Annotated in this window: 26 protein-coding genes; 9 read left to right on the top strand and 17 right to left on the bottom strand. The window is 65.7% G+C overall.

The genetic code is table 11. The annotated features are described in order from the left end of the window. Nucleotides 1–53: 53 nt before the first annotated feature. From ACY3GB_RS07460 to minC, 6 genes are all read right to left on the bottom strand, one after another. Nucleotides 54–2,078, bottom strand: a complete 2,025-nt coding sequence (locus tag ACY3GB_RS07460) for a M3 family metallopeptidase (RefSeq protein ID WP_463088198.1) — start codon at nucleotides 2,076–2,078, stop codon at nucleotides 54–56. 86 nt (nucleotides 2,079–2,164) lie between these two features. Beyond that, the gene (locus ACY3GB_RS07455; protein WP_463088197.1) at nucleotides 2,165–2,530 is read right to left on the bottom strand and encodes a VOC family protein; all 366 of its coding nucleotides are present in this window, start codon (nucleotides 2,528–2,530) and stop codon (nucleotides 2,165–2,167) included. Nucleotides 2,531–2,601: 71 nt separating this feature from the next. Next, complete coding sequence (locus ACY3GB_RS07450) at nucleotides 2,602–3,540, bottom strand: LysR substrate-binding domain-containing protein (RefSeq protein WP_021478630.1); 939 nt, start codon at nucleotides 3,538–3,540, stop codon at nucleotides 2,602–2,604. Between the two features lie 3 nt (nucleotides 3,541–3,543). Continuing rightward, nucleotides 3,544–3,801, bottom strand: coding sequence for a cell division topological specificity factor MinE (minE, locus tag ACY3GB_RS07445; RefSeq protein ID WP_011136924.1), 258 nt, complete (start codon nucleotides 3,799–3,801; stop codon nucleotides 3,544–3,546). Nucleotides 3,802–3,804: 3 nt separating this feature from the next. Continuing rightward, a complete protein-coding gene (gene minD / locus ACY3GB_RS07440; protein ID WP_463088196.1) occupies nucleotides 3,805–4,617 on the bottom strand; it encodes a septum site-determining protein MinD in 813 nt (270 codons plus the stop codon). A gap of 20 nt (nucleotides 4,618–4,637) precedes the next feature. After that, nucleotides 4,638–5,357: a septum site-determining protein MinC gene (minC, locus tag ACY3GB_RS07435; protein WP_231161896.1), complete on the bottom strand. Its 720-nt coding sequence runs from the start codon at nucleotides 5,355–5,357 to the stop codon at nucleotides 4,638–4,640. 410 nt (nucleotides 5,358–5,767) lie between these two features. Between minC and ACY3GB_RS07430 the strand changes: the two genes are divergently transcribed. Continuing rightward, nucleotides 5,768–6,340, top strand: a complete 573-nt coding sequence (locus tag ACY3GB_RS07430; RefSeq protein WP_463088195.1) for a phasin family protein — start codon at nucleotides 5,768–5,770, stop codon at nucleotides 6,338–6,340. 52 nt (nucleotides 6,341–6,392) lie between these two features. On the opposite strand, the gene ACY3GB_RS07425 is transcribed toward ACY3GB_RS07430, so the two are convergent. Both ACY3GB_RS07425 and ppa read right to left on the bottom strand, forming a co-directional pair. After that, on the bottom strand, nucleotides 6,393–7,115 hold the full coding sequence (locus ACY3GB_RS07425; protein WP_463088194.1) for a hypothetical protein: 723 nt from the start codon (nucleotides 7,113–7,115) through the stop codon (nucleotides 6,393–6,395). Nucleotides 7,116–7,280: 165 nt separating this feature from the next. After that, a complete protein-coding gene (gene ppa / locus ACY3GB_RS07420; protein ID WP_463088193.1) occupies nucleotides 7,281–7,808 on the bottom strand; it encodes an inorganic diphosphatase in 528 nt (175 codons plus the stop codon). A 127-nt stretch (nucleotides 7,809–7,935) separates the two neighbouring features. On the opposite strand from ppa, the gene coq7 reads away from it, so the two are divergent. The 7 genes from coq7 to ACY3GB_RS07385 all read left to right on the top strand — a co-directional run bounded on the left by coq7 (nucleotide 7,936) and on the right by ACY3GB_RS07385 (nucleotide 13,668). Continuing rightward, on the top strand, nucleotides 7,936–8,556 hold the full coding sequence (gene coq7 / locus ACY3GB_RS07415) for a 2-polyprenyl-3-methyl-6-methoxy-1,4-benzoquinone monooxygenase (protein WP_463088192.1): 621 nt from the start codon (nucleotides 7,936–7,938) through the stop codon (nucleotides 8,554–8,556). A gap of 189 nt (nucleotides 8,557–8,745) precedes the next feature. After that, nucleotides 8,746–10,521, top strand: coding sequence for a fumarate reductase (quinol) flavoprotein subunit (frdA, locus tag ACY3GB_RS07410; RefSeq protein ID WP_463088191.1), 1,776 nt, complete (start codon nucleotides 8,746–8,748; stop codon nucleotides 10,519–10,521). Then, nucleotides 10,518–11,264, top strand: a complete 747-nt coding sequence (locus ACY3GB_RS07405) for a succinate dehydrogenase/fumarate reductase iron-sulfur subunit (protein ID WP_463088190.1) — start codon at nucleotides 10,518–10,520, stop codon at nucleotides 11,262–11,264. The genes frdA and ACY3GB_RS07405 overlap by 4 nt, the downstream gene beginning before the upstream one ends. Beyond that, complete coding sequence (locus ACY3GB_RS07400; protein WP_463088189.1) at nucleotides 11,261–11,659, top strand: fumarate reductase subunit C; 399 nt, start codon at nucleotides 11,261–11,263, stop codon at nucleotides 11,657–11,659. The genes ACY3GB_RS07405 and ACY3GB_RS07400 overlap by 4 nt, the downstream gene beginning before the upstream one ends. After that, nucleotides 11,656–12,018 carry a fumarate reductase subunit FrdD gene (frdD, locus tag ACY3GB_RS07395; protein ID WP_463088188.1) on the top strand — a complete coding sequence of 121 codons (363 nt, stop codon included), beginning with the start codon at nucleotides 11,656–11,658 and terminating at the stop codon, nucleotides 12,016–12,018. Before ACY3GB_RS07400 ends, frdD begins: the two co-directional genes overlap by 4 nt. Before the next feature lie 191 nt (nucleotides 12,019–12,209). Further along, nucleotides 12,210–12,833 (top strand): hypothetical protein, encoded by a 624-nt coding sequence (locus ACY3GB_RS07390; protein ID WP_463088187.1) that lies wholly within the window; start codon nucleotides 12,210–12,212, stop codon nucleotides 12,831–12,833. Between the two features lie 175 nt (nucleotides 12,834–13,008). Then, on the top strand, nucleotides 13,009–13,668 hold the full coding sequence (locus ACY3GB_RS07385; RefSeq protein ID WP_463088186.1) for a hypothetical protein: 660 nt from the start codon (nucleotides 13,009–13,011) through the stop codon (nucleotides 13,666–13,668). A gap of 84 nt (nucleotides 13,669–13,752) precedes the next feature. On the opposite strand, the gene ACY3GB_RS07380 is transcribed toward ACY3GB_RS07385, so the two are convergent. The 3 genes from ACY3GB_RS07380 to ACY3GB_RS07370 form a co-directional block, all read right to left on the bottom strand. Continuing rightward, nucleotides 13,753–14,781, bottom strand: a complete 1,029-nt coding sequence (locus tag ACY3GB_RS07380; RefSeq protein ID WP_463088185.1) for a DUF475 domain-containing protein — start codon at nucleotides 14,779–14,781, stop codon at nucleotides 13,753–13,755. 109 nt (nucleotides 14,782–14,890) lie between these two features. Beyond that, nucleotides 14,891–16,099: a DUF1615 domain-containing protein gene (locus ACY3GB_RS07375; RefSeq protein WP_463088184.1), complete on the bottom strand. Its 1,209-nt coding sequence runs from the start codon at nucleotides 16,097–16,099 to the stop codon at nucleotides 14,891–14,893. Between the two features lie 101 nt (nucleotides 16,100–16,200). After that, nucleotides 16,201–16,845 carry a M23 family metallopeptidase gene (locus tag ACY3GB_RS07370; protein WP_463088183.1) on the bottom strand — a complete coding sequence of 215 codons (645 nt, stop codon included), beginning with the start codon at nucleotides 16,843–16,845 and terminating at the stop codon, nucleotides 16,201–16,203. Between the two features lie 174 nt (nucleotides 16,846–17,019). On the opposite strand from ACY3GB_RS07370, the gene ACY3GB_RS07365 reads away from it, so the two are divergent. After that, entirely contained in the window at nucleotides 17,020–17,673 is a 654-nt protein-coding gene (locus tag ACY3GB_RS07365; protein ID WP_463088182.1) for a substrate-binding periplasmic protein, read from the top strand. 48 nt (nucleotides 17,674–17,721) lie between these two features. On the opposite strand, the gene ettA is transcribed toward ACY3GB_RS07365, so the two are convergent. The 6 genes from ettA to argA form a co-directional block, all read right to left on the bottom strand. Continuing rightward, nucleotides 17,722–19,389, bottom strand: coding sequence for an energy-dependent translational throttle protein EttA (gene ettA / locus ACY3GB_RS07360; protein WP_463090922.1), 1,668 nt, complete (start codon nucleotides 19,387–19,389; stop codon nucleotides 17,722–17,724). A 99-nt stretch (nucleotides 19,390–19,488) separates the two neighbouring features. Beyond that, the gene (locus tag ACY3GB_RS07355; protein WP_463088181.1) at nucleotides 19,489–19,914 is read right to left on the bottom strand and encodes a BLUF domain-containing protein; all 426 of its coding nucleotides are present in this window, start codon (nucleotides 19,912–19,914) and stop codon (nucleotides 19,489–19,491) included. Nucleotides 19,915–20,022: 108 nt separating this feature from the next. Further along, on the bottom strand, nucleotides 20,023–20,502 hold the full coding sequence (locus tag ACY3GB_RS07350) for a DUF456 domain-containing protein (RefSeq protein ID WP_463088180.1): 480 nt from the start codon (nucleotides 20,500–20,502) through the stop codon (nucleotides 20,023–20,025). Between the two features lie 4 nt (nucleotides 20,503–20,506). Further along, nucleotides 20,507–22,585 (bottom strand): polyphosphate kinase 1, encoded by a 2,079-nt coding sequence (ppk1, locus tag ACY3GB_RS07345; RefSeq protein ID WP_463088179.1) that lies wholly within the window; start codon nucleotides 22,583–22,585, stop codon nucleotides 20,507–20,509. A 69-nt stretch (nucleotides 22,586–22,654) separates the two neighbouring features. Beyond that, nucleotides 22,655–22,927, bottom strand: coding sequence for an oxidative damage protection protein (locus ACY3GB_RS07340; protein ID WP_021475089.1), 273 nt, complete (start codon nucleotides 22,925–22,927; stop codon nucleotides 22,655–22,657). 98 nt (nucleotides 22,928–23,025) lie between these two features. Continuing rightward, complete coding sequence (gene argA / locus ACY3GB_RS07335; protein WP_463088178.1) at nucleotides 23,026–24,333, bottom strand: amino-acid N-acetyltransferase; 1,308 nt, start codon at nucleotides 24,331–24,333, stop codon at nucleotides 23,026–23,028. Nucleotides 24,334–24,382: the final 49 nt, after the last annotated feature.

Genomic DNA, 24,382 nt, shown 5'->3' with positions numbered 1-24,382 from the left:
CGAGAAGAGAAAAGGCCAGCCCGGGAAAGGGGGCTGGCCGGGGCATGGCTGGCTTACAGCAGGCCGCGGTTTTTCAGCATCGCTTCCGCTTGCGGGTCGCGGCCGCGGAAGGCGCGGAAAGCCGCGCGCTGCTCGCGGGCGTCGCCGGCGCTGTAGATGTGGCGGTACAGCTTGTCCGCCAGCGCCGGATCGAACGGGTCGCCGGCTTCCTCGAACGCGGCGAAGGCTTCGGCTTCCAGCACTTCCGCCCACATATAGACGTAGTAGCCGGCGGCGTAGGCGTCGTCGGAGAAGATGTGGCCGAAGTGCGGCGGGCGGTGGTTCATGCCGGCCGCCGGCGGGACGCCGAGGCGCTCGCGCTCGTCAGCCTCGAAAGCGGCGATGTCGACGCCCTCGGCGTCGGCGCGCTCGTGCAGCGCCAGGTCGATCAGCGTCGACGCCGCGTAGCGCACCGTCTCGAAGCCCTGGTTGAAGTGGCGCGCCGCCTTGATCTTGGCGACTAGTTCCGCCGGGATGGCCGCGCCGGTTTCCGCGTGGATGGCGTGCTTTTCCAGCACTTCCGGCACCAGCGCCCAGTTTTCCATCAATTGCGACGGAAGCTCCACGTAGTCCCATGGGCAGTTGGGGCTGGCCAGCAGCCGGTATTCCACATTGGACAGCAGGCCGTGCAGGCCGTGGCCGAACTCGTGGAACAGCGTGCGCACGTCGTCGAAGCTCAGCAGGGTCTGGCCGTGGCCGGCCTTGGCGAAGTTGTTGTTGTTGACGACGATGGGCAGCGCCTCGCCGCCGTTGCGGGCCTGGTAGCGATAGACGCTCATCCAAGCGCCGCCGCGCTTGCTCTGGCGGGCGTAGTTGTCGCCTAGGAACAGGCCGATCACCTTGCCGCCGCGGCTGACGTCCCAGGCGCGCACGTCCGGGTGATAGAGCTTGAGATCATGGCGCTCGGCGAAGCTGAGGCCGAACAGGCGGCCGGCGACGTCGAACATCGCGGCGACCATATTGTCCAGGCCGAAGTAGGGCTTGATCTCGGCGTCGTCCAGCGCGTAGCGGGCGATGCGCACCTTCTCCGCCAGGTAAAACCAGTCCCAGGGCTGGATGTCGGCCGGCTCGCCGAGCTTGGCGGCCTCTTCGCGCAGCATCGCTTTTTCCGCTTCGAAGCGGGCCTTGGCCGGCTCCCACACCTGGTCCATCAGCGCGTGCACCGCGGCCGGCGTGCCGGCCATGCGGTTGGCGATCGCGTAGTCGGCGAAGCTGGCGTAGCCCAGCAGCTTGGCCTGTTCGACGCGCAGGGCCAGGATCTGCTTGGCCAGCGGCCGGTTGTCGCGCTCGGCGTGCTCGCCGCGGCCGGTCCAGGCGTGCCAGGCGGTTTCGCGCAGGTCGCGGCGGGCGGAGAAGGTGAGGAAGGGCACGATGGACGAGCGCGACAGCGTGATGGCCCAGCCTGGCAGCTTGCGCGCTTCGGCCGCGGCGCGGGCGGCGTCCAGCAGGAAGGGCGGCAGGCCGGCGAGGTCCGCCTCGCCCAATTGCAGCGCGTATTCGCTTTCGTCGGCCAGCACGTTCTGGCTGAAGGCGGTGGTCAGCTCGGCCAGCCGGGATACGATTTCGGCGTAGCGGCCGCGGTCATCGCCCTGCAGTTTGGCGCCGGCGCGGACGAAGTTGCGGTGGATCAGGTCCAGCAGACGGCCTTGCTCTTCGCTGAGGCCGAGGCTGTCGCGCTGGGCGTGGACCTGGTCCAGCCGGGCGAAAAAGCCCTCGTGCATGTAGACGCGGCTGTGGTGGTCGGCCAGCTTCGGCGCCATGCGGCGCTCCACTTCCTGCAGTTCGGCCGAGGTTTCCGACGCGGTCTGGTTGTCCAGCAGCAACTGGGCGCGTTCCAGCTTCAGACCGCTGCGGTCGAAGGCGGCGGCGGTGTTGTCGAAGCTTGCCGGCTCGGCCAGCGCCGCCAGCGCGTCGATCTGGGACAGGTGCTCGGCGAACAGGCTATCGAATGCCGGTTCGAAATGCTCGGGGCGGATCTGTTCGAACGGGGGCAGCTGGTGCGGGGTGGTCCAGTCTTGCAGCAGGGGATTGGCGTTCATAGCGCTCTTCTCGCTTGGGTTGGCGTTGGGTCCATGACTTTAGCATTGTTTCTGGTCGGAACAAACCAGTCCATGCCGGCGGAATGTCACAGGTTCTGCGCGATGCGCCACTGCACGCCGGATGGATCGGTCAGGCTGAATTCCAGCATTCGCCATGATTGCTGCTGCAGGTCTCCCATTTCGATCCGGTATTGCTCGGCGATGCCGCGGCGCTTCAGCTCCGCATGCCAGGCCAAAGCGTCTTCGACCAGCAGATGCATCATGCAATTGGCGGCGAATGCCGGATGGCGGCAGTCCTGCAGCAGGAAGCTGCAATCGCCGTGGGCGAAGTAGGCGATGCCGTCGCCGACGAATTTCCTCTCGAAGCCGATGTCCTGGTAGAAGGCCTGGGACAGGGCGAAATCGCGGCTGGGGATGAAGGCTTTCAGTTCGACGGCATTCAGGTTCCGCACGCAACGCTCCCGATATGAAAAACCCGCCTCGGCGGCGCCGGGCGGGTCATCGGGCAACGGCAATGGCGGGCTCAAGCCAGCTTGGGCTCGCCTTCCAGCATCACCACGTCGGGCAGGCCGGAGCGGAACACCGCCTGCCGCAGCGTCTCTATCGCCTTCTTGCGGAAGAACTGCTTGCGGGTCACCAGCAGCACGCGGCGCTGTGGAGCCGGCGCGTCGAAGGGGACGATGGACAGCAGCGATTCGTCGCCGGCGCCGACCGAGGTGGCCGGCATCACGGTGACGCCCATGCCGCTGGCCACCATGTGGCGTATGGTGTTCAGCGAGCTGCCCTGCAGCGCGCTGGCCAGGTTGTTGCCGTGGTTCTGCCGGCTGGACAGTTCGCTGCAGGTTTGCAGAACTTGGTCGCGGAAGCAATTGCCCTGGGTCAGCAGCAACACGCTTTCCTCGGCCAGCTGGCAGGGGTCGATGACCTGCTGCTTTTCCCAGGGATGGCCTTTGGGCGTGGCGACGACGAAGGGCTCGTCGTACAGCGGCCAGGCTTCGATGCCGGTTTCCTCGAAAGGATCGGCGACGATGATGGCGTCGACCTCGCCGCGCTTGAGCATTTCCGCCAGCCGGGAGGTGTAGTTCTCCTCCAGGATCAGCGGCATGTCGGGCGCCAGGATGCGCAGCGCCGGAATTAGCTTGGGCAGCAGATAGGGGCTGATCGTGAAGATCACGCCCAGCTTCAGCGGTCCGGCCAGCTCGTTCTGGTGCTCGCCGGCCAGGCGCTTGACTGCCTCGGCCTCTTCCAGCACGCGCTGGGACTGCTCGATGATGCGTTCGCCTATTTCGGTGACGGCCACTTCCTGGCCGCCGCGTTCAAACAGGGTGATGCCCAGCTCGTCTTCCAGCTTCTTGATGGCGATCGACAGCGTCGGCTGGCTGACGAAGCAGCTCTGGGCCGCGCGGCCGAAGTGGCGCTCGCGCGCCACCGCCACGATATAGCGCAGTTCGGTCAGCGTCATGGCTTAGCGTTGGTGTTCCGGCAGCACGATGTTGACCTCCAGGACTTCGTAGTCGTCCTGGCGCTCCACCTGCACCTTGATGTCTTCCAGGTTGACGGACACGTACTTGGAGATCACTTCCATCAGCTCGCGCTGCAGCGCGGGGAGGTAGTCGGGCGCGTGGCGGCCGTTGCGCTCGTGCGCGAGGATGATCTGCAGGCGTTCGCGGGCGATGGCGGCGGATTTCTGGCGCTTGCCGAAAATCATATCGATCAATGACATGGCTTAACCTCCGAACAGGCGCTTGAGGATGCCCACCTTGGGGGTATCCAGGAAGCGCATCGGGCGTTCTTCGCCCAGGAAGCGCGAGATCACGTCGCCGTAGGCTTCGGCCACGTCGCTGCCTTTCAGGTGGATGGCGGGGGTGCCGGAGTTGGACGCCTGCAGCACGCTTTGCGACTCGGGAATGACGCCGATCAGCGGCACGCGCAGGATCTCCTTCACGTCGTCGACCGACAGCATCTCGCCCTTGTCGACGCGGCCCGGCGAATAGCGGGTGATCAGCAGGTGCTCCTTGACCGGCTCGCGGCCTTCCTCGGCGCGCTTGGATTTGGACGACAGGATGCCGAGGATGCGATCGGAGTCGCGCACCGACGACACTTCCGGGTTGGTGACGATCAGCGCCTCGTCGGCGAAGTAGAGCGACATCAGCGCGCCCTTCTCGATGCCGGCCGGGGAGTCGCAGACGATGTAGTCGAAGCCGGCTTCTTCCAGCTCCTTCAGCACTTTTTCCACGCCCTCCAGCGTCAGCGCGTCCTTGTCGCGGGTTTGCGAGGCGGGGAGGATGTAGAGGTTGTCGCAGTGCTTGTCCTTGATCAGCGTCTGGTTCAGGGTGGACTCGCCGTTGACCACGTTGATCAGGTCGTACACCACGCGGCGTTCGCAACCCATGATCAGGTCCAGGTTGCGCAGGCCGACGTCGAAGTCGATCACGGCAGTCTTGTGGCCGCGCAGTGCCAGGCCGGAGGCGAAGCTCGCGCTGGTGGTGGTTTTGCCTACGCCACCCTTGCCGGATGTCACAACGATGATTTTTGCCACGGGGCTTTCCTTTGGATGTGTTACTCGCCGAGCGCGGTCATCACCAGCCGCTCGTTCTCAAGATAGATTTGGGTGGGCTTGCCCAGAATGCTGTCCGGCAAGGCCTGCTCGATCGTGCGGTACACGCCGGCGATGGACACTAGTTCGGCTTCCATGCTGCGGGCGAAGATGCGGGCGGCGTGGTTGCCGCGCGCGCCTGCCAGGGCGCGGCCGCGCAAAGGTGCATAAACGTGTATGTTGCCGTCGGCGATGACTTCGGCGCCGGCGCTGACCATCGCCAGCACCACCAGATCACCGCCCTTGGCGTAGATCTGCTGGCCGGCGCGCACCGGGCGGTCGACGATCATGGTCGCGGCGGCGGGCGGCGCAACTGTTTCGACGGCCGGCTTGGCCGCCGGTTCCGCGGCGGCCTGCGCCGAGCGCGGCTGGGCGGCGCTGTTGGCGAAGGCGAGGCCGAAACGGCTGGCCATGGCGGCCAGCGCGTTGTCCGGATGGCGCAGCGCCACCGCGCGGATGCCGCGGCGGCTGAGCAGAGGCAGCAGGCGGCCCAAGTCCAGCTCGGCCGGGTTGGGCAGCGCCTCCACGTCGAGGACGAAGGCCTCGGCGGGGGCGTCGCTGGTGTCGCCGAAACGCGCGTCCAGCGCCTGGCTCAGTTCGTCCAGGTTGTCGGTGCGCAGCAAGAGCGCCAGCAAGTCCAGGCTGGCGGATTTAATGTCGAAGGCGTTGGCCACGGGGCTCATTGGGCTAGCTTTAATTTTGGTAGATAGATTTCTTCTATGGCGCGAGTGTACTGGCTTGGGCGCGGCCTTTCAATGGCGGCGATCCTCTGGCGGGCGATGTCGTGGCGGAGGCCAGACAGGGGCGGGCCGGCGTTTGGTCCGGGATGCGGCCATGGCTGTTGCGGCGCGAAAATTCCGCGATGGAGTCTTGCCTCGGCGGACAGGTGTTGCCTTGTCATGAATATGGAATAATCGCGTGATAAAACCGTGGCGAAATAGCCATTTAGTGTATTGTGCGTTGCGTCAAATTCTTGACTGGGCGAGTTGTCCGGCGTTAAAGTGGAATTGTTGCAATGCAGCATTCGCGGAACAGCGGTGTTGTCGCTGCCGTACCGAGTCGTTGTCTATCCGACATACTAGGAGCCGATCACATGTTTACCACTACGCAGGAACTCTCCGCCCTCGGCCAGTCGCAGTTCGACAAGGCCGTTCGTCTGTCCTCCATCGTCCTGGCCGGCGCCGAGCGTTTCGCCAGCCTGCAGCTGGACCTGTCCCGCAAGCTGCTGAACGACAATGCCGAGACCTTCAAGGCGCTGAGCGAAGTGAAGGACGCCAAGGCGCTGGGCGAACTGCAGACCAGCCTGGCGCAGCCGGCGCTGGACCAGGCCTTCTCGGCCGCCCGCAACGTCTACGACGCCGCGCTGACCACCCAGAACGAGCTGAGCAGCTTCGTCGAAGAGCAGATCGCCGAAAACAGCAAGGCGCTGCAATCCGGCCTGGATCGCCTGTCCAAGAACGCGCCGGCAGGCTCCGACATCGCCGTCGCCGCGCTGAAGACGCTGCTGAACACCTCTACCGCCGCGTTTGAGAGCGTGTCCAAGACCGCGAAGAAAGTGGGCGCGGAAATCGCCGAAGCCGGCGTGGAAGCCGCCACCAATTCCGCGAAGGCCGCCAGCGCCGCCGTTTCCCGCAGCAGCAAGAAGACCACCACTAGCGCCGTCTGATTCCGCGCTCTGGTCAAGTCCCTCCCGCCGACGGCATGCCGCGGCGGGTTTTTCATTTCCGGGCGTGGTCCCGGTTTTGCCCGTGGGCGGCGAGTTTATCTTGCAACTCGGCCCAGTCGCTGCCGTTCGGCAGCGCCAGCAGGATGGTCCTGGCCAGGTTGGAGGCGTAATGGACTGCGGTCTCGGGGAGAGGGTCGGAGTAGGGCGGTAGCAGGCCGACGCGTTCGGCCAGATAGGCTTCCGCCAATTCGCGCAGCTTGCCCGCCAGCGCCCACTGCTTTTGCAATATCGTTTCCCATTCCAGCGTGCGCGGCTGGCTGTCTGGTTCGGATATGGAGGCGAGCCCGGCATGCATCAGGCCGTCGAAGGCGCGTTGGCAGAAGCGCGCGCTGTGCACGGGGCCGCTGGACAGCCAGCAGCCGGGTTGGGGCGCCAGCGCGTCGAGCGCCAGGCGGGCGGCGCTGTCAGGGAGCGGCGGGTCGCCCACCAGCAGGATGAAGCCGAATTCGGCGCCTGCCGGCGCCCAGCAGCCGGCCAGCTCCACGAAGGAAAGACCGGCATCGCGGCAGCGGGCGGCGCGCTGCGCCAGCGCCTGGTCGCCATCGCGGCCCAGATCCAGCCAGCAGTCGGCGAACTCCAGGCCCGCCCAGTCGGCGGGCAGCCGGCCGGATTGATCGCCTTCCGGCGCAGCCGCCAGTCCTTGCGCGGCGAGGCGGCGCAAGAACCAGGGAAGATGGGGGGCTTGTCCCCCGATGCGGTAGGAAACGGCCATCATTCGGATACCACGGACCACCATGAAGCGAGGTTGCATGGGAAGCGTGGCAGATAACACGGGCCACGGCAAACCATTATCCCGTGGAAGATGAATGTTGTGCAATGCAGCATCCGTCGGGCGATAAAAAAACCGGCCATGAGGCCGGTTTGTTCCGCGGGGAACGGCTTACTTGCCGAAGCGCTCGATGCCTTCGACCAGCTCGGTCTTGGCGTCTTCCAGCGTGCCCCAGCCCTGGATCTTGACCCATTTGCCCTTTTCCAGATCTTTGTAGTGCTCGAAGAAGTGCACCATCTGCGCGCGCAGCAGTTCCGGCAGGTCTTCCAGTTTCTGGATGGATTTGTACATCGGGCACAGCTTTTCGACCGGAACGGCGACCAGCTTGGCGTCCACGCCGCCGTCGTCTTCCATCTTGATCAGGCCCAGCGCGCGACAGCGCACCACCACGCCCGGCGGCAGCGGGAACGGCGTCACCACCAGCACGTCGACCGGATCGCCGTCGCCGGCCAGGGTTTGCGGCACGAAGCCGTAGTTGGCCGGATACATCATGGAGGTGCCCATGAAGCGGTCAACCACCAGCGTGTTCCAGTCCTTGTCGAATTCGTACTTGATCGGAGCGGCGTTGGCGGAAATTTCGATGACGACGTTGAAGTCGCCCGGCATGTCCTTGCCCGGGCCGATGCTTGCGAGGTTCATTGCGCGCAATCCTTCGTGTTGAGTAATAAATGGGTTTAACCGGCCGATTATATCAGCTGCTGCCGGAGCTGTGCCCGCGAGGTATAATCGTCCGTTTGACGCCATTCACGCGAGGAAGAACGCGCCGATGCTGGACAAGCTGATCACCGAACTGGACAAGGGCCTGCGCACATTGTGCGCGCCGGCGCATAGCGCCCGCGCGCATCCGGACCAGGGCGTCGACGAGGCCGAGCTTTCCGCCGCCGAGAAGCGCCACGCGCTCGGGCTGATGCGGGTCAACCATTGCGGCGAAGTGTGCGCGCAGGCCCTGTATCAGGGCCAGGCGCTGACGGCGCGCGATCCGTCCGCGCGCGAGGCGCTGAGGCAGGCCGCGCAGGAAGAGGTGGAGCACCTAGCCTGGACCGAGCGCCGCATCCGCGAACTCGGCGGCCGCCCCAGCCTGCTCAACCCGCTGTGGTATACCGGCTCGCTGGCGCTGGGCGTGGCGGCCGGCGTCCTGGGCGACAAGTGGAACCTGGGCTTTCTGCAGGAAACCGAGCGCCAGGTCGGCGCGCATCTGGACAGCCACCTGAGCGCCTTGCCGGAGGACGACGCCAGGAGCCGCGCCATCGTCAGCCAGATGCGTGACGACGAGCTGCAGCATGCCGAGATGGCGCATGAGCTGGGGGCCGCCGAGCTGCCGGCGCCCTTGAAGGCGGCGATGAGGCTGTCGGCCAAGGTGATGACCGGCAGCAGCTACCGCATCTGATCCACCCCGGTTTCCCTCCCAAACCCGCGGCCATCCGGCGCGGGTTTTGTTTTGCCACTTGTTGACCGGAGTCATGGCGCGGGCGCGCCGCCAGGCCGCGTGTCGCAGTCGCTTGACCAAGGTCTAGGGCTTATCTTTCATCCTCGCCTAGCCTGCTGGAAACGTTTTGATTCCAGCAGGAGGCAGCAGATGAAAACCTATCAGGCCGACATCGCGATCGTCGGCGCCGGCGGAGCCGGATTGCGGGCGGCGATCGCCGCGGCGCAGGCCGATCCCGGGCTCAAGATCGCGCTGGTGTCCAAGGTGTACCCGATGCGCAGCCACACGGTGGCGGCCGAGGGCGGCTCGGCGGCGGTCAAGCAGGACCATGACAGCTTCGACGCACATTTCCACGACACGGTAGCCGGCGGCGACTGGCTGTGCGAGCAGGACGTGGTGGAGTATTTCGTCCGCCAGTGTCCGCAGGAAATGGTGCAGCTGGAGCACTGGGGCTGTCCATGGAGCCGCAAGGACGACGGCAGCGTCAATGTGCGGGCCTTCGGCGGCATGAAGATAGAACGCACCTGGTTCGCCGCCGACAAGACCGGCTTCCACATGCTGCACACCTTGTTCCAGACCTCCATCCAGTTTCCCAACATCCAGCGTTTCGACGAATACTTCTGCGCCGACCTGATCGTCGAGGACGGCCAGGCGCGCGGCGTGCTGGCCATCGAGATCGCCAGCGGCGAAAGCCTGCTGATCGAGGCCGGCGCGGTGGTGATGGCCACCGGCGGCGCCGGGCGAGTGTTCCGCGAAAACACCAACGGCGGCATCGTCACCGGCGACGGCATGGCGCTGGCCTATCGCCACGGCGTGCCGCTCAGGGACATGGAATTCGTGCAATACCACCCCACCTGCATGCCGCGCACCGGCCTGTTGTTCACCGAAGCCTGCCGCGGAGAGGGCGGCCTCCTGGTCAACAAGGACGGCTACCGCTATCTGCAGGACTATGGCCTGGGGCCGGCCGAGGACAAGCCGCGCAACAAGTTCATGGAGCTGGGCCCGCGCGACCGTCTGAGCCAGGCCTTCTGGTACGAGCAGCAGAAGGGCCGCACCGTGGAGGGGCCGTGGGGCTCGGTGGTGTATCTGGACCTGCGCCATCTGGGCCACGCCAAGCTGCGCGAGCGCTTGCCGCAAATCTGCGAGCTGGCCGAGGAATTCCTCGGCATCGATCCGGCCAAGGAGCCGATCCCGGTGCGTCCGGCGGTCCACTACACGATGGGCGGCATTCTGGTGGATGGCCATTGCGCCGCGCCGCTGCCAGGGCTGTACGCGGCCGGCGAGTGTTCCAGCGTCGGCATCCACGGCGCCAACCGGCTGGGCTCCAACTCTTTGGCCGAGCTGTCGGTGTTCGGCAAGGTGGCTGGCGTCGAGGCCGCCCGTTTCGCCCGCGGCAGCAAGCCGGCCAGCCGCGAGCGGTTGCTGAAACAGGCGGAAGCGGCCGAAGCGCGGCTGCACGCGCTGCGCGCCAGGCAAGGCGCCGAACGCATCGCCGATTTGCGGCGCGAAATGGCGGAAACCATGGAGGCCGGTTGCGGCATCTACCGGATGGAAGACAGCATGCGCGCCACCTGCGACAAGCTGGCCGAACTCAAGCAGCGCTTTAACAACGTCAATGTGGAAGACAAGTCCAGCGTGTGGAACAGCGACTGGCTGCTGGCCATCGAGCTGGGCTACCAGCTGGACGTGGCGGAGGCGATGGCGCATTCGGCGCTTAACCGCAAAGAGTCGCGCGGCGCCCACCAGCGGCTGGACGGCTACGAGCAACGCGACGACGCCAACTTCCTCAAGCATAGCTTGGCGGTTTATCAGCCGGACGCCGCGCCGCGCATCGAATACGGCGCAGTGAGGATCACCGCCTCCCAGCCCGGCGTGCGCGCTTACGGCGCGGCGGGCGAAGCCGCGGAAAAAGGAGAGCGGGCATGACGGACCAGACGATCAAGATCGAGGTGATGCGCTATCGGCCCGAGCAGGACAAGGAGCCGTGGCTGCAAAGCTTCGAGGTGCCGTACAGCGACGACATGTCGGTGCTGCAGGGCTTGCAACACATCCGCGATTATCTGGACGGCAGCCTGGCGTTCAGATGGTCGTGCCGCCAGGCCATCTGCGGCAGCTGCGGCATGATGGTGGACGGCGTGCCTAAGCTCGCCTGCAAGACCTTCCTGCGCGACTACCCGGGCAAAGTGAGGATAGAGGCCCTGAACCACTTCCCGATCGAGCGCGATCTGGTGGTGGTGCTGGACGACTTCATCGAGAAACTCGAAAGCATCACGCCCTACATCGTGCCCAAGGAAGACAAGCCGCTGTCCGAGGGCGAGTACCAACAGACGCCGGCGCAGATGGATTGGTACGCCCAGTTCAGCGGCTGCATCAACTGCCTGCTGTGCTACGCCGCCTGTCCGCAATACGGCCTGAACTCTGACTTCCTCGGCCCAGGCGCCATCGCGCTCTTGCACCGCTACAACCAGGACAGCCGCGACGGCGCGTCCGAGCGGCGCATGGCGCTGCTGGCGGCGCAGGAGGGCGTGTTCAACTGCACTGCGGTGGGCTACTGCTCGGAAGTCTGTCCCAAGGCGGTGGACCCGGCCAATGCGGTGAACCTGAACAAGACGGCGGTGGCCAAGGATTATTTCCTGCGCTTCGTCCGTCCCAAGGGAGGTTGCAAATGAGCAAGCGCAAGCCTTATGTCCGGCCCATGGACGGCTGGTGGAAGCAGAACCCTTACTTCATTGAGTACATGGTCCACGAGGGCACGGCGCTGTTCGTCGCCGCCTACGCCTTCGTGTTGCTGTTTGGCTTGTGGCGGCTGAGCCAGGGCGAGGCGGCGTGGCACGGCTTCGTCGCGGCGTTGCAAAGCCCGCCGGCGCTGCTGTTCCACCTGATCCTGCTCGCGATGATCGGCTATCACGGCTACACCTGGTTCAAGATCATGCCGCGCACTTTGCCGCCGGTGATTGTCGGCGGCAAGCGGGTGTCCTCGGCGGCCATCACCGCCGGCGGTTTCGCCGCCGCTTTGCTGGCCAGTCTGGCCTTGCTGGGCGTGGTGTGGGGGATTTCGCAATGAAAAACCGGCAATTGAAACGTTCCCATGCGCCCATTTTCTGGGGCTTGTTCGGCGCCGGCGGCATGCTGGCGGCGCTGTTCGGGCCGATGCTGGTTTTGCTCACCGGTTTCGCCGCGCCGCTGGGCTGGCTGCCGGCCAGGGCGGCCAGTTACCAGGGCATGCTGGCGTTGGCGCAGAACCTGATCGGCAAGGCTGTGCTGTGGGGGCTGATCAGTCTGCTGCTGTGGCATGCGGCGCACCGCATTTACCACAGCCTGCACGATGTTGGCGTCCATGGCGGCCCGCTGGCCAAGGCGCTGACCTACGGGGTGGCGGCAGCGGGCACGCTGGCGGCGCTGGCATTGCTGGCGCGGATTTGATCGAGGCGCAGGGATTAAGTAGCAATACTTAACTGACCGGGTTGAGGCGGCCTGCCTACCATCCTGTGTTTATAGTGAAGCAAGGTATATGTATTCATCATTTATAATATACTGGTGCTTCCTATTTCCGGATGGCGGCGCGGCTTTGTCGGCCGGAACGAGGGCATGGCACTGGTTGAGAGGAGAGTGCCATGTCCATCAGCGCCATCAGCAACCCCTTCTCGTCCATTGGCTACGCGCCTGCGATCAATCCGCTGTCCCCTCCGCTGGCCCAAAATGGCGCTGATGCGTCCCCGACCGTTGGCGCTTCTGCCAGGGACGGCCAATCTGGCGGCGGCTTCGGCCAAAGCGTCATGCTCGCTTTGCAAATGAGCGGGATCAAGGTGTCGGCCTCGAGCGCCGCGGGAGAGTCCGGGCCCGGCGCGGTAGGCGGGGCATCCGGTGAAACCCTGGCCGGCGCGGCCCAGCAGGCGCTTCATACTTTTGTCCACGCGGTATACCAGGCGGTGCAGGCCGAGAGTTTTTCCAGCGGCGATTCCGGCGGAGGGCTGGGCTCGCCATCCGACGGGTATGGCGCGTTTCAGGACAACCTGCAGAAGCTGCTGCAGGATGTCGGCAACGGCGTGCAGAGCAGCGCCACGCAGAACCTGGCTGCCGCGTTTCGCGATCTGCAGCATTCGCTGGGCGGCTCGGCCGCCACCTCCATGTCGCGGCAGGGCTCATTGCATGACTTCCTGCAAAATCTGGTCACCCTGCAAAACAGTCCGCTGAACACGTCGGGAGCCTTGGGTTCTCTGGTCAATACTTCTGTCTGAGTTTGGCGGTGGCGGGAGCGATGCGGATCAAGCTTTCGCAATGGATATCTTTATGTTTTCCTTTAATTAACAAAGATTTGCACTTTGATGCTGTGCGTCGGCCTGGATGCCGATATACCGATATCAGCGCAGGCTGGGCGTGGACCATCCGGTTCTTCCTTGGAAGGAGAGCGTCATGTCAGTTAGTTCTCTCGGCAATAGCTCCATTTCTTTGCAGTACACGCAAGTGGACATACAGGAAAGCTTCTCTTCGGATTCGGGACAGTCGGCGGGCGGCGGCGCCGTCCAGGGCGGCGGCCATCATCACCGGGGAGGCGGCGGCCAGTTCGCGCAGAGCGTGCTGCAGGCCTTGCAGCAGTCGGGCTTGCTGCAGCAGGCGCCGGCCAGCGCCTCCAGCGATGGCAGCGGAGCATCCGACAGCGGCAGCGAGGGCGCTGCGGGCGCGGCCGGCGGTAGCCAGCAGGCGATACATACCTTCATGCATTCCTTGTTCCAGGCCTTGCAGCAGGAGGGGGCGTCCGCTTCTGGCGGAGCCTCTGCCAGCAGCGACGGCGCGGACAGCAGCGGGCAGGATCAGGTGACCGAGGGATACGGCGGCTTGCAGAACAATTTGCAGCAACTGCTGAAAGACTTCGCCAACGGCACGCAAAACAACGCCACCTCGGGCATCCAGTCCGCGTTCCAGAGCTTGCAGCAGGCGCTGGGGCTGACCGCGGGGCAGTCTGGGCAGTCGTCTTCGTTGCAGGCCTTCCTGCAAAACCTGGCCAAGGATCTGCAGCAGAATCAGCCCGGTGCCAATGCCGGCGTCGGCGCTTTGCTGAGCACTTCTGCCTGACCAGGTTGCCCCGCGCGGGGCGCCGGGTCGGGATGGAAAAAGGCCGGGGGAAGCCCCGGCCTTTTTCCTGTCCGCCTCAGCGGCTCAGCGCTTGTTGCGCGAAGGCAGGCTGGTCAGCACGCCCAAGCCGATGATGGCGACGCTGATCAGACCGGTGGCCACTTCGCCCAGCTCCACGCGCAGGGCGGCGGCGAACATGATGGCCACCAGTGCGGCGATCGCCCAGAACGCCGAAACTTCCAGGTATTTGAACTGGCCCATCACGTCGCGCTCCACCAGGTAGAGGGTCAGCGAGCGCACGAACATCGCGCCTATCCCCAGGCCGGCGGCGATCAGCCAGAAATCGTTGGTGATGGCGAAGGCGGCGATCACGCCGTCCATCGAGAAGCTGGCGTCCAGTACTTCCAGGTAGACGAAGCCGATCAGGCCGTTTTTGGCCGCGGCGGTCTGGATGTCGACGCCGCCGAACAGCTGCTTGAACATGTGCAGCACCATGAACGCCACATAGCCCCAGAAGCAGCTGCTGATGAAAGCCATCCGTTGGCCGGCCGGCAGCAGCGCGGCGATGGCGGCCACCGCGACGATGGTCACCAGAGACTGGGCATTCTCCACGCTGCCCAGCTTGGCCAGCAGCGGCTCGATGCCGGGCAGCCAGTGCTCGTCCTTCTCGTGCTTGACGAAATATTCGATCACCACCATCAGCAGGAAGGTGGCGCCGAAGCCCATGATCATCAGGTGGCTGTCGTGCATGATCTGCTGGTAGCGCTCCGGCTGCTCGGTGGCCACTGCGAAGGCCTCGGCCAGCGACACGCCGCCGGCGGTGGAGACGATCAGCAGCGGGAACAGCACGCGCATGCCGAACACGGCCACCGCGATGCCGACAGTCATGAAGATCCGCCGCCAGCGATGGCTCATCGCCTTGAGCACGGTGGCGTTGACCACCGCGTTGTCGAAGGAGACGCTGGTTTCCAGCACCGCCAGCACCGCGGCGGTCAGCAGGAAGGCGCCGGCCTGCTCGATGCCGCCGCGCGCGTGGCCGTACCAGGCGACGGCGGCCAGCACGACAATGCCGAAGAGCAGCGAGCCGCGAAAATAGGAAAAAGTGGAACGCATGGGGTTAACCTGAGCAAGTGCGGGGTCGCCGCTATTTTTTTGAATGTATGAACGGCCGGAAGGACCGGCCGTTGCGTGGGCATTATATGACGACGTCAGCGCTTGCGCATCAGCGCGCGCCGGCCGCGCGGGCCAGGCATTGGCGGTAGCGGCCGTCCACCCGTTTGGCGAACCATTCCGTGGTCAGCTTGCGGCTGATCTTGGGGCTTTTCAGGTCGATCTGCGGCATCCGCTCGCGCGGCAGCGCGCGGCCGGCCTGCCTGTCCGCCTGGGCGAACACCTGCCGGTAAAGCGGGGTTTGCCCGAAGCCGGCGGTCTTTTCCAGCCGCAGGTCGCGCTGGATGGCGGCGTCGCCCATGCCCAGCCGGCCGGACAGCGACAGAGCCGCCTGCTGGCTGCCGGAGGCGGCCTTGCCTTGGTAGTTCAACAAGTCACCGTCCAGCGCCAGCTTGCGGCCTGAAAGCTGGGACAGCGCGGCCTGGAAGGCGGCGTTGCGGCTGCTGTAGCGGCCGGCGTTGAAGTCGGCGAAGCGGTACAGCATGTCCTGGTAAGGGGCCGGATACTGCAGCAGGATGGCCGCGCCGAAATAGACGCCGCCGCGGCGGCTGAACACCTCGTGGCGTATGCTGCCCTGCACCGGATAGGGATAGGGCCAGACCCTGGCGTGGCCCTCGGCGAACTCCACGCTGACCTGCATCGGGCCCCCGGTGCGTATCGGATTCTTCATGTCCAGCGGCAGGCCCAGCTTCTGCGCTTCGCGCGACATGTCCTCGTACAGCAGGTTCATCTCGCGCTCGGTGCGCAGATTGTCTATCCGCGTCTTGTAGCTCTGGCCATTGGGCGAGGTCTTCAGCAGCGCGCCCTTCACCACGGTCAGCGGCACCAGGTAGCGGTGGGCGCGTTCCTCGATCTTGCCCCAGACGATCTTGGGCAGGCCCGGCACCACCGGATCGGCCTGCCAGCTGGACTCCTGCTCGATCACCGCCGCCAGCGCGCAGGCATGGTCGGCGGTGGCGGGGATCTGCAGATGGCGGAATGCGCCGTCGATGTCGGCGATCCAGCCCTGGCGGTCGCGCGCGTTGCTTGGCACGGCGGCGGCGATGAAGGCGCGCGAGGCCGGCTGCGGCTTGGACGGATTGGCCGGAGGCGGCGTCGCGGGCGCGGCGGGAGGCGGTTCGACGGCTGGCGCTTGGGGGGGAGGCTCGGCGGCGGGCGGCGCGGTTTCGGACAAGGGCGCCGGCGCGGAGGATGGAAGAGGGCGCGTGCCGGCGCAAGCGGCCAGCAGCGCGCACAACAGCATCAGGCTGAATGTTCTCATTGTATTTGGAGCAAGGGTGCGACAGCGGCGAGCTTAGGCCATGCCGCCGCCGCGGGCAAGCGAAGCCGGGCGGGCCATTGGCGCTTGGCCCGCGCGGGCGGTCAGCGAGGGGGCAGGTAGGCGGCCGGATCCACCACCCGGGTGCCCAGCCGCAGCTCGAAGTGCAGCATCACCCGGCTGGCGCCGGAGTCGCCCATGGTGGCGATCTGCTGGCCGGCGCTCACCTGCTGGCCTTCCTGCGCCAGCAGCTTCTGGTTGTGGGCATAGACCGTCAGCGTGTTTTCATTGTGCTTGACGATCAGCAGATTGCCGTAGGCGCGTATGCCCTTGCCGGCGTACACCACTTTGCCGGCGGCGGCGGCGCGCACCGGGTCGCCTGCCTTGCCTGCCAGATCCAGCCCCTTGTTGCGGTTGCCGTCGAAGCCGGAGATCACCGCGCCATCGGCCGGCCATTGCAGCTTGACGTCCAGCTTCGCCGGCGGCGGCGCCGGCCTGGCTTCCGCCGGCTTCGATGCCGAGGGCTTGCCTGCGCCGGATGGCGCCGGCTTGGCCGCGCCGGCGGGAGGCTGAACCCGCAGCAGCTGTCCGGCCTGGATGCTGGAGCGGTCTGCGAGCTGGTTCCAGCGCGCCAGGTTGGCGACGCTCTGCTTGTTCTGGCGGGCGATGCGGTACAGCGTGTCGCCCGGCTGCACGCGGTAATAGCCCGCCGGCGCCGGCGAGTTGGGCGTGGCGCAGGCTGCCAGCAATAAGCTGCTACAAAGAATAAGAGTACGCAAGGACATGGTTTGGGATTCTATCACTGTCCGCCGTCCGGACTATGGTCCTGGCGCGCGGTCGAACGGGGCTTGGCGATGAGGAAATGGTTTTGGCTTGGCTTGTGCTGGATAGGTTCCCTTTGCCGGGCGGAGCCATCGATCAACTTGTATACCGTAGATTACCCGCCCTTCGTGATCCGGGAAGGCGCCGACCGTCCTCCCCGTGGCATCGCCGTCGAGCTGTTGGCGCAGGCGCTGGCGCGCAGCGGAGTGCGCGCGCAATATGTCGATCTGCCCTGGAAGCGGGCGCAGATGCAGGTGCAGGCTGAGGGAAACGGCTGCCTGCTGCCGCTGACCCGCTCGCCCAAGCGCGAAGATACCTACCGCTGGGTGGGGCTGATCGACGAAAGCAGCCAATCGCTGTTCGTGGCGGCCGGCAGCAAGCTGCAGCTTCGCGGCGTGGCGGATCTGAAGGGCTTGCGCGTGGTGGCGCTGCTCGGCTCGTCGATGGTGGACTGGCTGCGGCAGCATCAGGTGGCGTTTTCCGAGCTGCCGACTACCGAGGACGCCTACCGCGAGCTCAGCAGCGGCGTGGCCGCAGCTTGGGCGGTGCACAGTCCGGTGGCGCGCTACATGGTGAAGAAGCAGGGCAGCGGCGGCGTGCCGATACGCGAGGCCCTGAAATTGCAGAGCACCGGCATCTACCTGGCCTGCAGCCGGAATATGCCGGAAGACGTGGCGCAAAAGCTGGGCGCCGCGCTCAAGCAACTGCGCGACGAGGGCGCCAGCGCCCGCATCGTGGCCCGCTATCTGGACTGAGGACGGCAAAAAGCCCCCGCGGACGGGGGCTTGGCGGCGCGCGGCGGATCAGCGGCTGATCGGCTTGTAGCGGATGCGCTTGGGCTTGGCGCCTTCTTCGCCCAGGCGTTTCTTCTTGTCGGCTTCGTATTCCTGATAGTTGCCGTCGAAGAAGGTCCATTGCGATTCGCCTTCCGCCGCCAGAATGTGGGTGGCGATGCGGTCCAGGAACCAGCGGTCGTGGGAAATCACGAACACGGTGCCGGCGTATTCCAGCAGCGCGTCTTCCAGCGCGCGCAGGGTTTCCACGTCGAGGTCGTTCGACGGTTCGTCAAGCAGCAGCACGTTGCCGCCCTTCAGCAGGGTCTTGGCCAGGTGCAGGCGGCCGCGCTCGCCGCCGGACAGCATGCCTACCTTCTTCTGCTGGTCGGCGCCCTTGAAGTTGAAGCGGCCCAAGTAGGCGCGGCTGGACATCTCGAAGCGGCCGACGGTGAGGATGTCGGCGCCGGCGGCCACGTCCTCGAACACGGTCTTGTCGCCGTCCAGGCCTTCGCGGCTCTGTTCGACGAAGGCCATCTGCACGGTCTGGCCGATCTTCACTTCGCCGCTGTCCGGCTGTTCCTTGCCGGCGATCATCTTGAACAGCGTCGACTTGCCGGCGCCGTTGGGGCCGATGATGCCGACGATGGCGCCCGGCGGGGCCTTGAAGCTTAGATTGTCGATCAGCAGGCGGTCGCCGAAGCCCTTGGACACGCCGTCGAACTCGATCACCTCGTTGCCCAGGCGCTCGGCCACCGGGATGAAGATTTCCTGGGTCTCGTTGCGCTTTTGGGTTTCAAAGCTGGACAGTTCCTCGAAGCGGGCGATACGCGCCTTGGACTTGGCCTGGCGGCCCTTGGGGTTCTGGCGCACCCATTCCAGCTCCTGCTTCATCGCCTTCATGCGGGCGCCTTCGCTCTTGGCTTCCTGCGCCAGGCGCGCTTCCTTTTGCTCCAGCCAGGACGAATAGTTGCCCTTCCACGGAATGCCTTCGCCGCGGTCCAGCTCCAGGATCCATTCGGCGGCGTTGTCGAGGAAGTAGCGATCGTGGGTGACGGCCACCACGGTGCCGGGGAAGCGCACCAGGAACTGCTCCAGCCACTCCACTGACTCGGCGTCCAGGTGGTTGGTCGGCTCGTCCAGCAGCAGCATGTCCGGCTTGGACAGCAAGAGCTTGCACAGCGCCACGCGGCGCTTCTCGCCGCCGGACAGCGGGCCGATCTTGGCGTCCCATGGCGGCAGGCGCAGCGCGTCGGCGGCCAGCTCCAGCTGCAGGGCCACGTTGTCGCCGGCGCCGGCGGAGATGATGGCTTCCAGCTTGGCCTGCTCTTCGGCCAGCGCGTCGAAGTCCGCGTCCGGTTCGGCGTAGGCGGCGTACACTTCCTCCAGGCGCTTTTGCGCGCCCATCACGTCGCCCATGCCGCTTTCCACTTCCTCGCGCACGGTCTTGTCATTGTCCAGCTTCGGCTCTTGTTCCAGGTAGCCGATCTTGACGCCGGCCAGGTGCTGCACCTCGCCGTCGTATTCCTTGTCCACGTTGGCCATGATGCGCAGCACGGTGGATTTGCCCGCGCCGTTCAGGCCCAAGAGGCCGATCTTGGCGCCGGGGAAGAAACTGAGGGAAATATCCTTGATGATTTGCCGCTTGGGCGGGACGATCTTGCTCACGCGGAGCATCGACATCACGTATTGGGCCATGAGTGCGTTCACATTGGTTGGATGGGACTAATCGGCGATTATAACGAAATCCTCTCGGGTCCAGCGGTCTGGATGCGCGCCGGCGGGCCGGGACGGCGGTCAGCGGCAATTTGCGCGGAAGCTCAGCAGGATGTTCATCGCCAGCGTCGGGCGCTCCGCCAGGCGCTGGGGCAGGAAATCCGGGCCGTAGACGTCGATGAAGCCAGGCTGATTGCGGATGGCGTCGTCGTCCAGCCGGGTGAAGCCCATGCGCCAGTTGGCGAAGCTGCGCCGCTCGATATCCTCGAGCAGGATTTCTATCAGATTGTAGTGGCGGGGATCGTCCAGAATGCGCTGGTAGGTTTCCGCGACCGCCTCGGCTTCGCCTTCCAGCACCTGGATGAAGTTGCCGGGGCCATACAGCAGCACGCCGCTGATGTCGTTGCGCAGGTTATGGCGCACGCAGGATTCAAGCAGCGTTTCCAGTTCCGCGTTGTTCAGCTCCCGGCGGGCGGTGCTGACGTAGATCAGATGCTGCAGTGCCATGGCGGATGTCCTCGGCTGAAGAGGGGGCTCTCGATCGCAGCAGCATAGCAAAATATTCGTCCCCGGTGCCGGGATGGCCGCGCCGGCCATCCGCTTGGCCAGGGGAGCTTACAGCGCCAGCGCCAGCGCGGCGGTGGCCAGCATCGCGAAGGCGCAGGCCACCTTGGCCACCGCGCCGACGATGAAGCCGATGAAGGTGCCGACGCCGACCTTGCCGGCCTGGAAGGCGTCCTTGCGGGCGATGAACTCCCCGATGACGGCGCCGACCAGCGGGCCGAGAATGACGCCGGCGATGCCGAAGAACATGCCGACCAAGCTGCCGATGAAGGCGCCCCACAGCGCCTGGCGGCTGGCGCCGGTGGCCTTGGCGCCGAGCAGTCCGGCGACGAAGTCTATCAGCAGGCCCAGCGCGGCCAGCACCGCGAGCACGGTGAGGCTGACGGCGCCGAGGTGGTTGAAGCCGTCCAGCCAGGAGGCCAGCAACAGGCCGCCGAACATCAGCGGCAGGCCGGGAATGGCGGGCAGGATGGTGCCGGCGAGGCCGGCCAGCACCATCAGTGCGGCCGCGATATAGCCGAGTATTTCCATGCGCTTACTCCGCCTCGGGGTTGCCGGTGTAGGAGGCCAGCAGCTCGCGCTGCGCGCAGTGCGGCTTGCCGCGGCTGGAGCGGCGCTTGTAGCCGCCGTCGGGCAGCATTTCCCAGCTGTTGACGTTGTCTTCCAGATACAGGCGCAGCGCCTCCTTGATGATGCGGCGCTTGAGCTTGCTGTCCAGGATCGGCGCGCAGGTCTCGATGCGGCGGAAGAAGTTGCGGCTCATCCAGTCGGCGCTGGACATCAGCAGGTCTTCCTTGTGGTCGTTGTAGAAATAGAAGATGCGCGGATGTTCGAGGAAGCGGCCGACGATGGAGCGGACCGAGATGTTGTCCGACAGGCCGGGCACGCCGGGGCGCAGCGCGCACACGCCGCGGACGATCAGCTGCACCTTCACGCCGGCCTGGCTGGCGCGGTACAGCGCGTGGATCACCTGCGGCTCGAGCAGCGAGTTCATCTTGGCGATGATCTGCGCCGGCTTGCCGGCTTGCGCGTGCTCGGTTTCGCGCTGGATCGCCTCCATGATCATGCTGTGCAGCGTGAACGGGCTTTGATACAGCCGCTTCAGGCTGCCGGCGCGGCCCAGGCCGGTCAGCTGGATGAAGATGTCGTTGACGTCGCTGGCGATTTCCTCGTTGCAGGTCAGCAGGCCGAAGTCGGTGTACAGCCGCGCGGTGCGCGGGTGGTAGTTGCCGGTGCCCAGGTGCACGTAACGGTGCAGGCCGGGGCCTTCGCGGCGCACCACCATCAGCATCTTGGCGTGCACCTTGTAGCCGATGACGCCGTACACGACGTGGGCGCCGGCGTCTTCCAGCCGGCTGGCCCAGCCGATGTTGGCCTCCTCGTCGAAGCGGGCCATCAGCTCCACCACCACCGTCACCTGCTTGCCGGCGCGGGCGGCGGCGATCAGCGACTCCATCAGCACCGAGTCGGTGCCGGTGCGGTACACCGTCATCTTGATCGCCACCACGTGCGGATCGGTCGCCGCCTGGGTCAGGAAGTCGATCACCGGCTGGAAGCTCTGGTACGGATGGTGCAGCAGCACGTCGCTCTTGCGGATGACGTCGAACAGCGAAGACTTCGACTTCTTCTGCAGGTTGGCGGGCAGCGTGGGCGTGAAGGGCGCGAACTTGAGATCGGCGCGGTCCACCAGGTCGGGCACCTGCATCAGCCGCACCAGGTTCACCGGGCCGTTGACGCGGTAGACGTCGCGCGGCTGCAGATTGAACTGGGTCAGCAGGAAGGATTCCATGTGCTGCGGGCAGGTGTCGGCGATCTCCAGCCGCACCGCGTCGCCGAACTGGCGCTGCCGCAATTCGCCCTGCAGCGCGGTGCGCAGGTTCTTGAAGTCGTCGTCGTCGACCGACAGCTCGCTGTCGCGGGTGACGCGGAACTGGTAGCAGCCCTTGACCGTCATGCCTGGGAACAGCTCGTGCACGTGCGAGTGCAGGATGGATGACAGGAAGACGAAGCAATGCGGGCGGCCTTCGCAGGCGTCGGCCGGCAGCTTGATCACCCGCGGCAGGATGCGCGGCGCCTGCACGATGGCGGTGCCGGACGCGCGGCCGAAGGCGTCGCGGCCTTCCAGCTCCACCGCGAAGTTCAGCGACTTGTTCAGCACCTTGGGGAAGGGGTGGGACGGATCGAGCCCGATCGGCGTCAGGATGGGCATCAGCTCGCGGAAGAAATAGTTTTTCACCCATTCTTGCTGCTGCTCGGTCCATTCGCTGCGGCGCAGGAAGACGATGCCTTGCTCCCGCAGCGCCGGGAACAGCACTTCGCTCATCACCGCGTATTGATCGCGCACCAGCTGGTGGCTGGCGCGGGCCACCTTGACCAGCGCCTGCTCCGGCGTGGAGCCATCGGCCAGGATGCGGTCCGGCGTGGCGTGGGCCGCGTCCTGTAGCCAGGCGACGCGGACCTCGAAGAATTCGTCGAGATTGGAGGAGACGATGCAGAGGAACTTCAGGCGCTCCAGCAGCGGCAGGTCCGGGTCTTCCGCCTGGGCCAGCACCCGGCGGTTGAATTCTATCAGTCCCAGTTCACGGTTCAGCAGCAGGTCTTGCGGTTGTGACATACGGTAGCGAGCCAAAATAACGGTGATCGGAAACAATAAAGCCCTCGCTTGGAGGGCTTGTTCACGGCTTTAGTTCTGCGGCGGCGTGTAGCCCGCCGGCGCGTCGGCGCCCTGGCCGAAGAAGTAGGCGTCCAGCTGGCTGGCCAGATACTGGCGAGCGCGGGCGTCGGCCAGGCTGAGACGGTTCTCGTTGATCAGCATGGTCTGGTAGCGCAGCCAGCCTTGCCAAGCTTCCTTGGACACGCTTTCGTAAACGCGCTTGCCCAGTTCGCCCGGCAGCGGGGGAAAGTCGAGGCCCTCGGCTTCGCGGCCCAGCTTGATGCAGTTAACGGTTCGGCTCATCGCTTGAAATCCTTGCTTGAAATCGGATTGAAACAACAGGCTATTGTGTCACAGAGCCCGCGTCGTTCCAACCGTGGCGGCATCATCGCCGTTAATTGTTACAGCTTCTTTACGAATACCTTGGAACGGCGCTGGTAATTGTAAAACTGCTGGCGGGCCAGCGGCAGCGAGCTCTTGTCGGCCTCGGCGAAGCCGCGCTCGACGAACCAGTGTGAGGTCTGGGTGGTCAGCACGAACAGCGACTGCAGGCCGCGGGTGCGCGCCTGGTATTCGACATGCTTGAGCAGCATTTCGCCGAAGCCGCCGTCGCGTTTCTCCTGCGATACGGCGAGGCAGGCCAGCTCGGCGGTCTCGGCCTCCGGGAACGGGTGCATCGCCACGCAGCCGTAGATCTTGCCGTCGTGCTCCAGCACCGAGTATTCGCCGATCTCCACTTCCAGCCGCTCGCGGCTGCGCCGCACCAGGATGCCTTGCTCCTCCAGCGGCCGGATCAGGCCCAGGATGTCGCCGACGTCCTCGATGCTGGCGTTGCGCACCCGCACCAGCGGGTCGCGGGCGATCATGGTGCCGTTGCCGCCGCGGGTGAAGTGCTCCAGCAGCAGCGCGCCGTCCTGATGGCGGCTGACCAAGTGGGCGCGGGGGATGCCGTCGCGGGTGGCGCGGATGCAGTAGGGCAGGTAGGTGGCGACGTCATCGGGCAGGCTGCCCGATTGCAGCATCTCTTCTGCCTGATGGGCGGTCAGCGAGCTGACCAGCTGGCCGTCGTGCTCGACGACGCCGCGGCCCTCGACCACGTAGATCAGCTTTTCCGCTTTCAGCGCGATGGCGGCGTGGGCGGCCAGCTCCTCCATGGTCAGATTGAAGCTTTCGCCGGTCAGCGAATAGCCTACCGGGGTCAGCAGCACCAGCTCGCCGGCGTCCAGGCGCAGGCGGATGGCGGCGGCGTCCACCCGCCGCACCTGGCCGGTGTATTGCATGTCCATGCCGTCCAGCACGCCCAGCGGCTGCGCGGTGACGAAATTGCCGCCGGCCACCCGTAGCTGGGAGCCGTGCATCGGCGAGTGGGGCATGCCCATCGACAGCCGCGCCTCCACATCGTGGCGGGTGGCGCCGGCCGCCTGCTTGACGATGTCCATGGTGGCGGCGTCGGTGACGCGTCGGCCAAGGTGGAACTGGGGAGCGATGCTTTGGCGCTGCAGCAGGGTTTCGATCTGAGGCCGGATGCCGTGGACCAGCACGATGCGCACGCCCAGGCTGACCAGCAGGTTGATGTCCTGCGCCATGCTGGAGAAGTCGCCGTCGAGCAGGCTTTCGCCGCCCATGGCCAGCACGAAGGTCTTGCCGCGGTAGGCGTTGATGTAGGGCGCGGCTTCGCGGAAAGTGTGGACGAACTCGCGGGTCAGCATGCGGCGGGCTCCGGCCGGTGGAAGGGATGGATAACCATCAAGAATATCA

It is taken from the genome of Chromobacterium sp. Ag138, from assembly GCF_055181315.1.
This window is presented reverse-complemented; position numbering and strand designations above follow the sequence as displayed.

Bases quoted from the DNA above. Each gene is read 5' to 3' on its own strand.
- minC (WP_231161896.1), bottom strand. From the start codon at position 5,357: ATGAGCCCCGTGGCCAACGCCTTCGACATTAAATCCGCCAGCCTGGAC.
- argA (WP_463088178.1), bottom strand. From the start codon at position 24,333: ATGCTGACCCGCGAGTTCGTCCACACTTTCCGCGAAGCCGCGCCCTAC.
- minE (WP_011136924.1), bottom strand. From the start codon at position 3,801: ATGTCATTGATCGATATGATTTTCGGCAAGCGCCAGAAATCCGCCGCC.
- frdA (WP_463088191.1), top strand. From the start codon at position 8,746: ATGAAAACCTATCAGGCCGACATCGCGATCGTCGGCGCCGGCGGAGCC.
- ACY3GB_RS07375 (WP_463088184.1), bottom strand. From the start codon at position 16,099: ATGAGAACATTCAGCCTGATGCTGTTGTGCGCGCTGCTGGCCGCTTGC.
- ACY3GB_RS07430 (WP_463088195.1), top strand. From the start codon at position 5,768: ATGTTTACCACTACGCAGGAACTCTCCGCCCTCGGCCAGTCGCAGTTC.
- ppk1 (WP_463088179.1), bottom strand. From the start codon at position 22,585: ATGTCACAACCGCAAGACCTGCTGCTGAACCGTGAACTGGGACTGATA.
- ACY3GB_RS07340 (WP_021475089.1), bottom strand. From the start codon at position 22,927: ATGAGCCGAACCGTTAACTGCATCAAGCTGGGCCGCGAAGCCGAGGGC.
- ACY3GB_RS07355 (WP_463088181.1), bottom strand. From the start codon at position 19,914: ATGGCACTGCAGCATCTGATCTACGTCAGCACCGCCCGCCGGGAGCTG.
- frdD (WP_463088188.1), top strand. From the start codon at position 11,656: ATGAAAAACCGGCAATTGAAACGTTCCCATGCGCCCATTTTCTGGGGC.
- ettA (WP_463090922.1), bottom strand. From the start codon at position 19,389: ATGGCCCAATACGTGATGTCGATGCTCCGCGTGAGCAAGATCGTCCCG.
- ACY3GB_RS07350 (WP_463088180.1), bottom strand. From the start codon at position 20,502: ATGGAAATACTCGGCTATATCGCGGCCGCACTGATGGTGCTGGCCGGC.
- ACY3GB_RS07380 (WP_463088185.1), bottom strand. From the start codon at position 14,781: ATGCGTTCCACTTTTTCCTATTTTCGCGGCTCGCTGCTCTTCGGCATT.
- ACY3GB_RS07390 (WP_463088187.1), top strand. From the start codon at position 12,210: ATGTCCATCAGCGCCATCAGCAACCCCTTCTCGTCCATTGGCTACGCG.
- ACY3GB_RS07450 (WP_021478630.1), bottom strand. From the start codon at position 3,540: ATGACGCTGACCGAACTGCGCTATATCGTGGCGGTGGCGCGCGAGCGC.
- ACY3GB_RS07405 (WP_463088190.1), top strand. From the start codon at position 10,518: ATGACGGACCAGACGATCAAGATCGAGGTGATGCGCTATCGGCCCGAG.
- ACY3GB_RS07400 (WP_463088189.1), top strand. From the start codon at position 11,261: ATGAGCAAGCGCAAGCCTTATGTCCGGCCCATGGACGGCTGGTGGAAG.
- coq7 (WP_463088192.1), top strand. From the start codon at position 7,936: ATGCTGGACAAGCTGATCACCGAACTGGACAAGGGCCTGCGCACATTG.
- ACY3GB_RS07460 (WP_463088198.1), bottom strand. From the start codon at position 2,078: ATGAACGCCAATCCCCTGCTGCAAGACTGGACCACCCCGCACCAGCTG.
- ppa (WP_463088193.1), bottom strand. From the start codon at position 7,808: ATGAACCTCGCAAGCATCGGCCCGGGCAAGGACATGCCGGGCGACTTC.
- ACY3GB_RS07425 (WP_463088194.1), bottom strand. From the start codon at position 7,115: ATGATGGCCGTTTCCTACCGCATCGGGGGACAAGCCCCCCATCTTCCC.
- ACY3GB_RS07385 (WP_463088186.1), top strand. From the start codon at position 13,009: ATGTCAGTTAGTTCTCTCGGCAATAGCTCCATTTCTTTGCAGTACACG.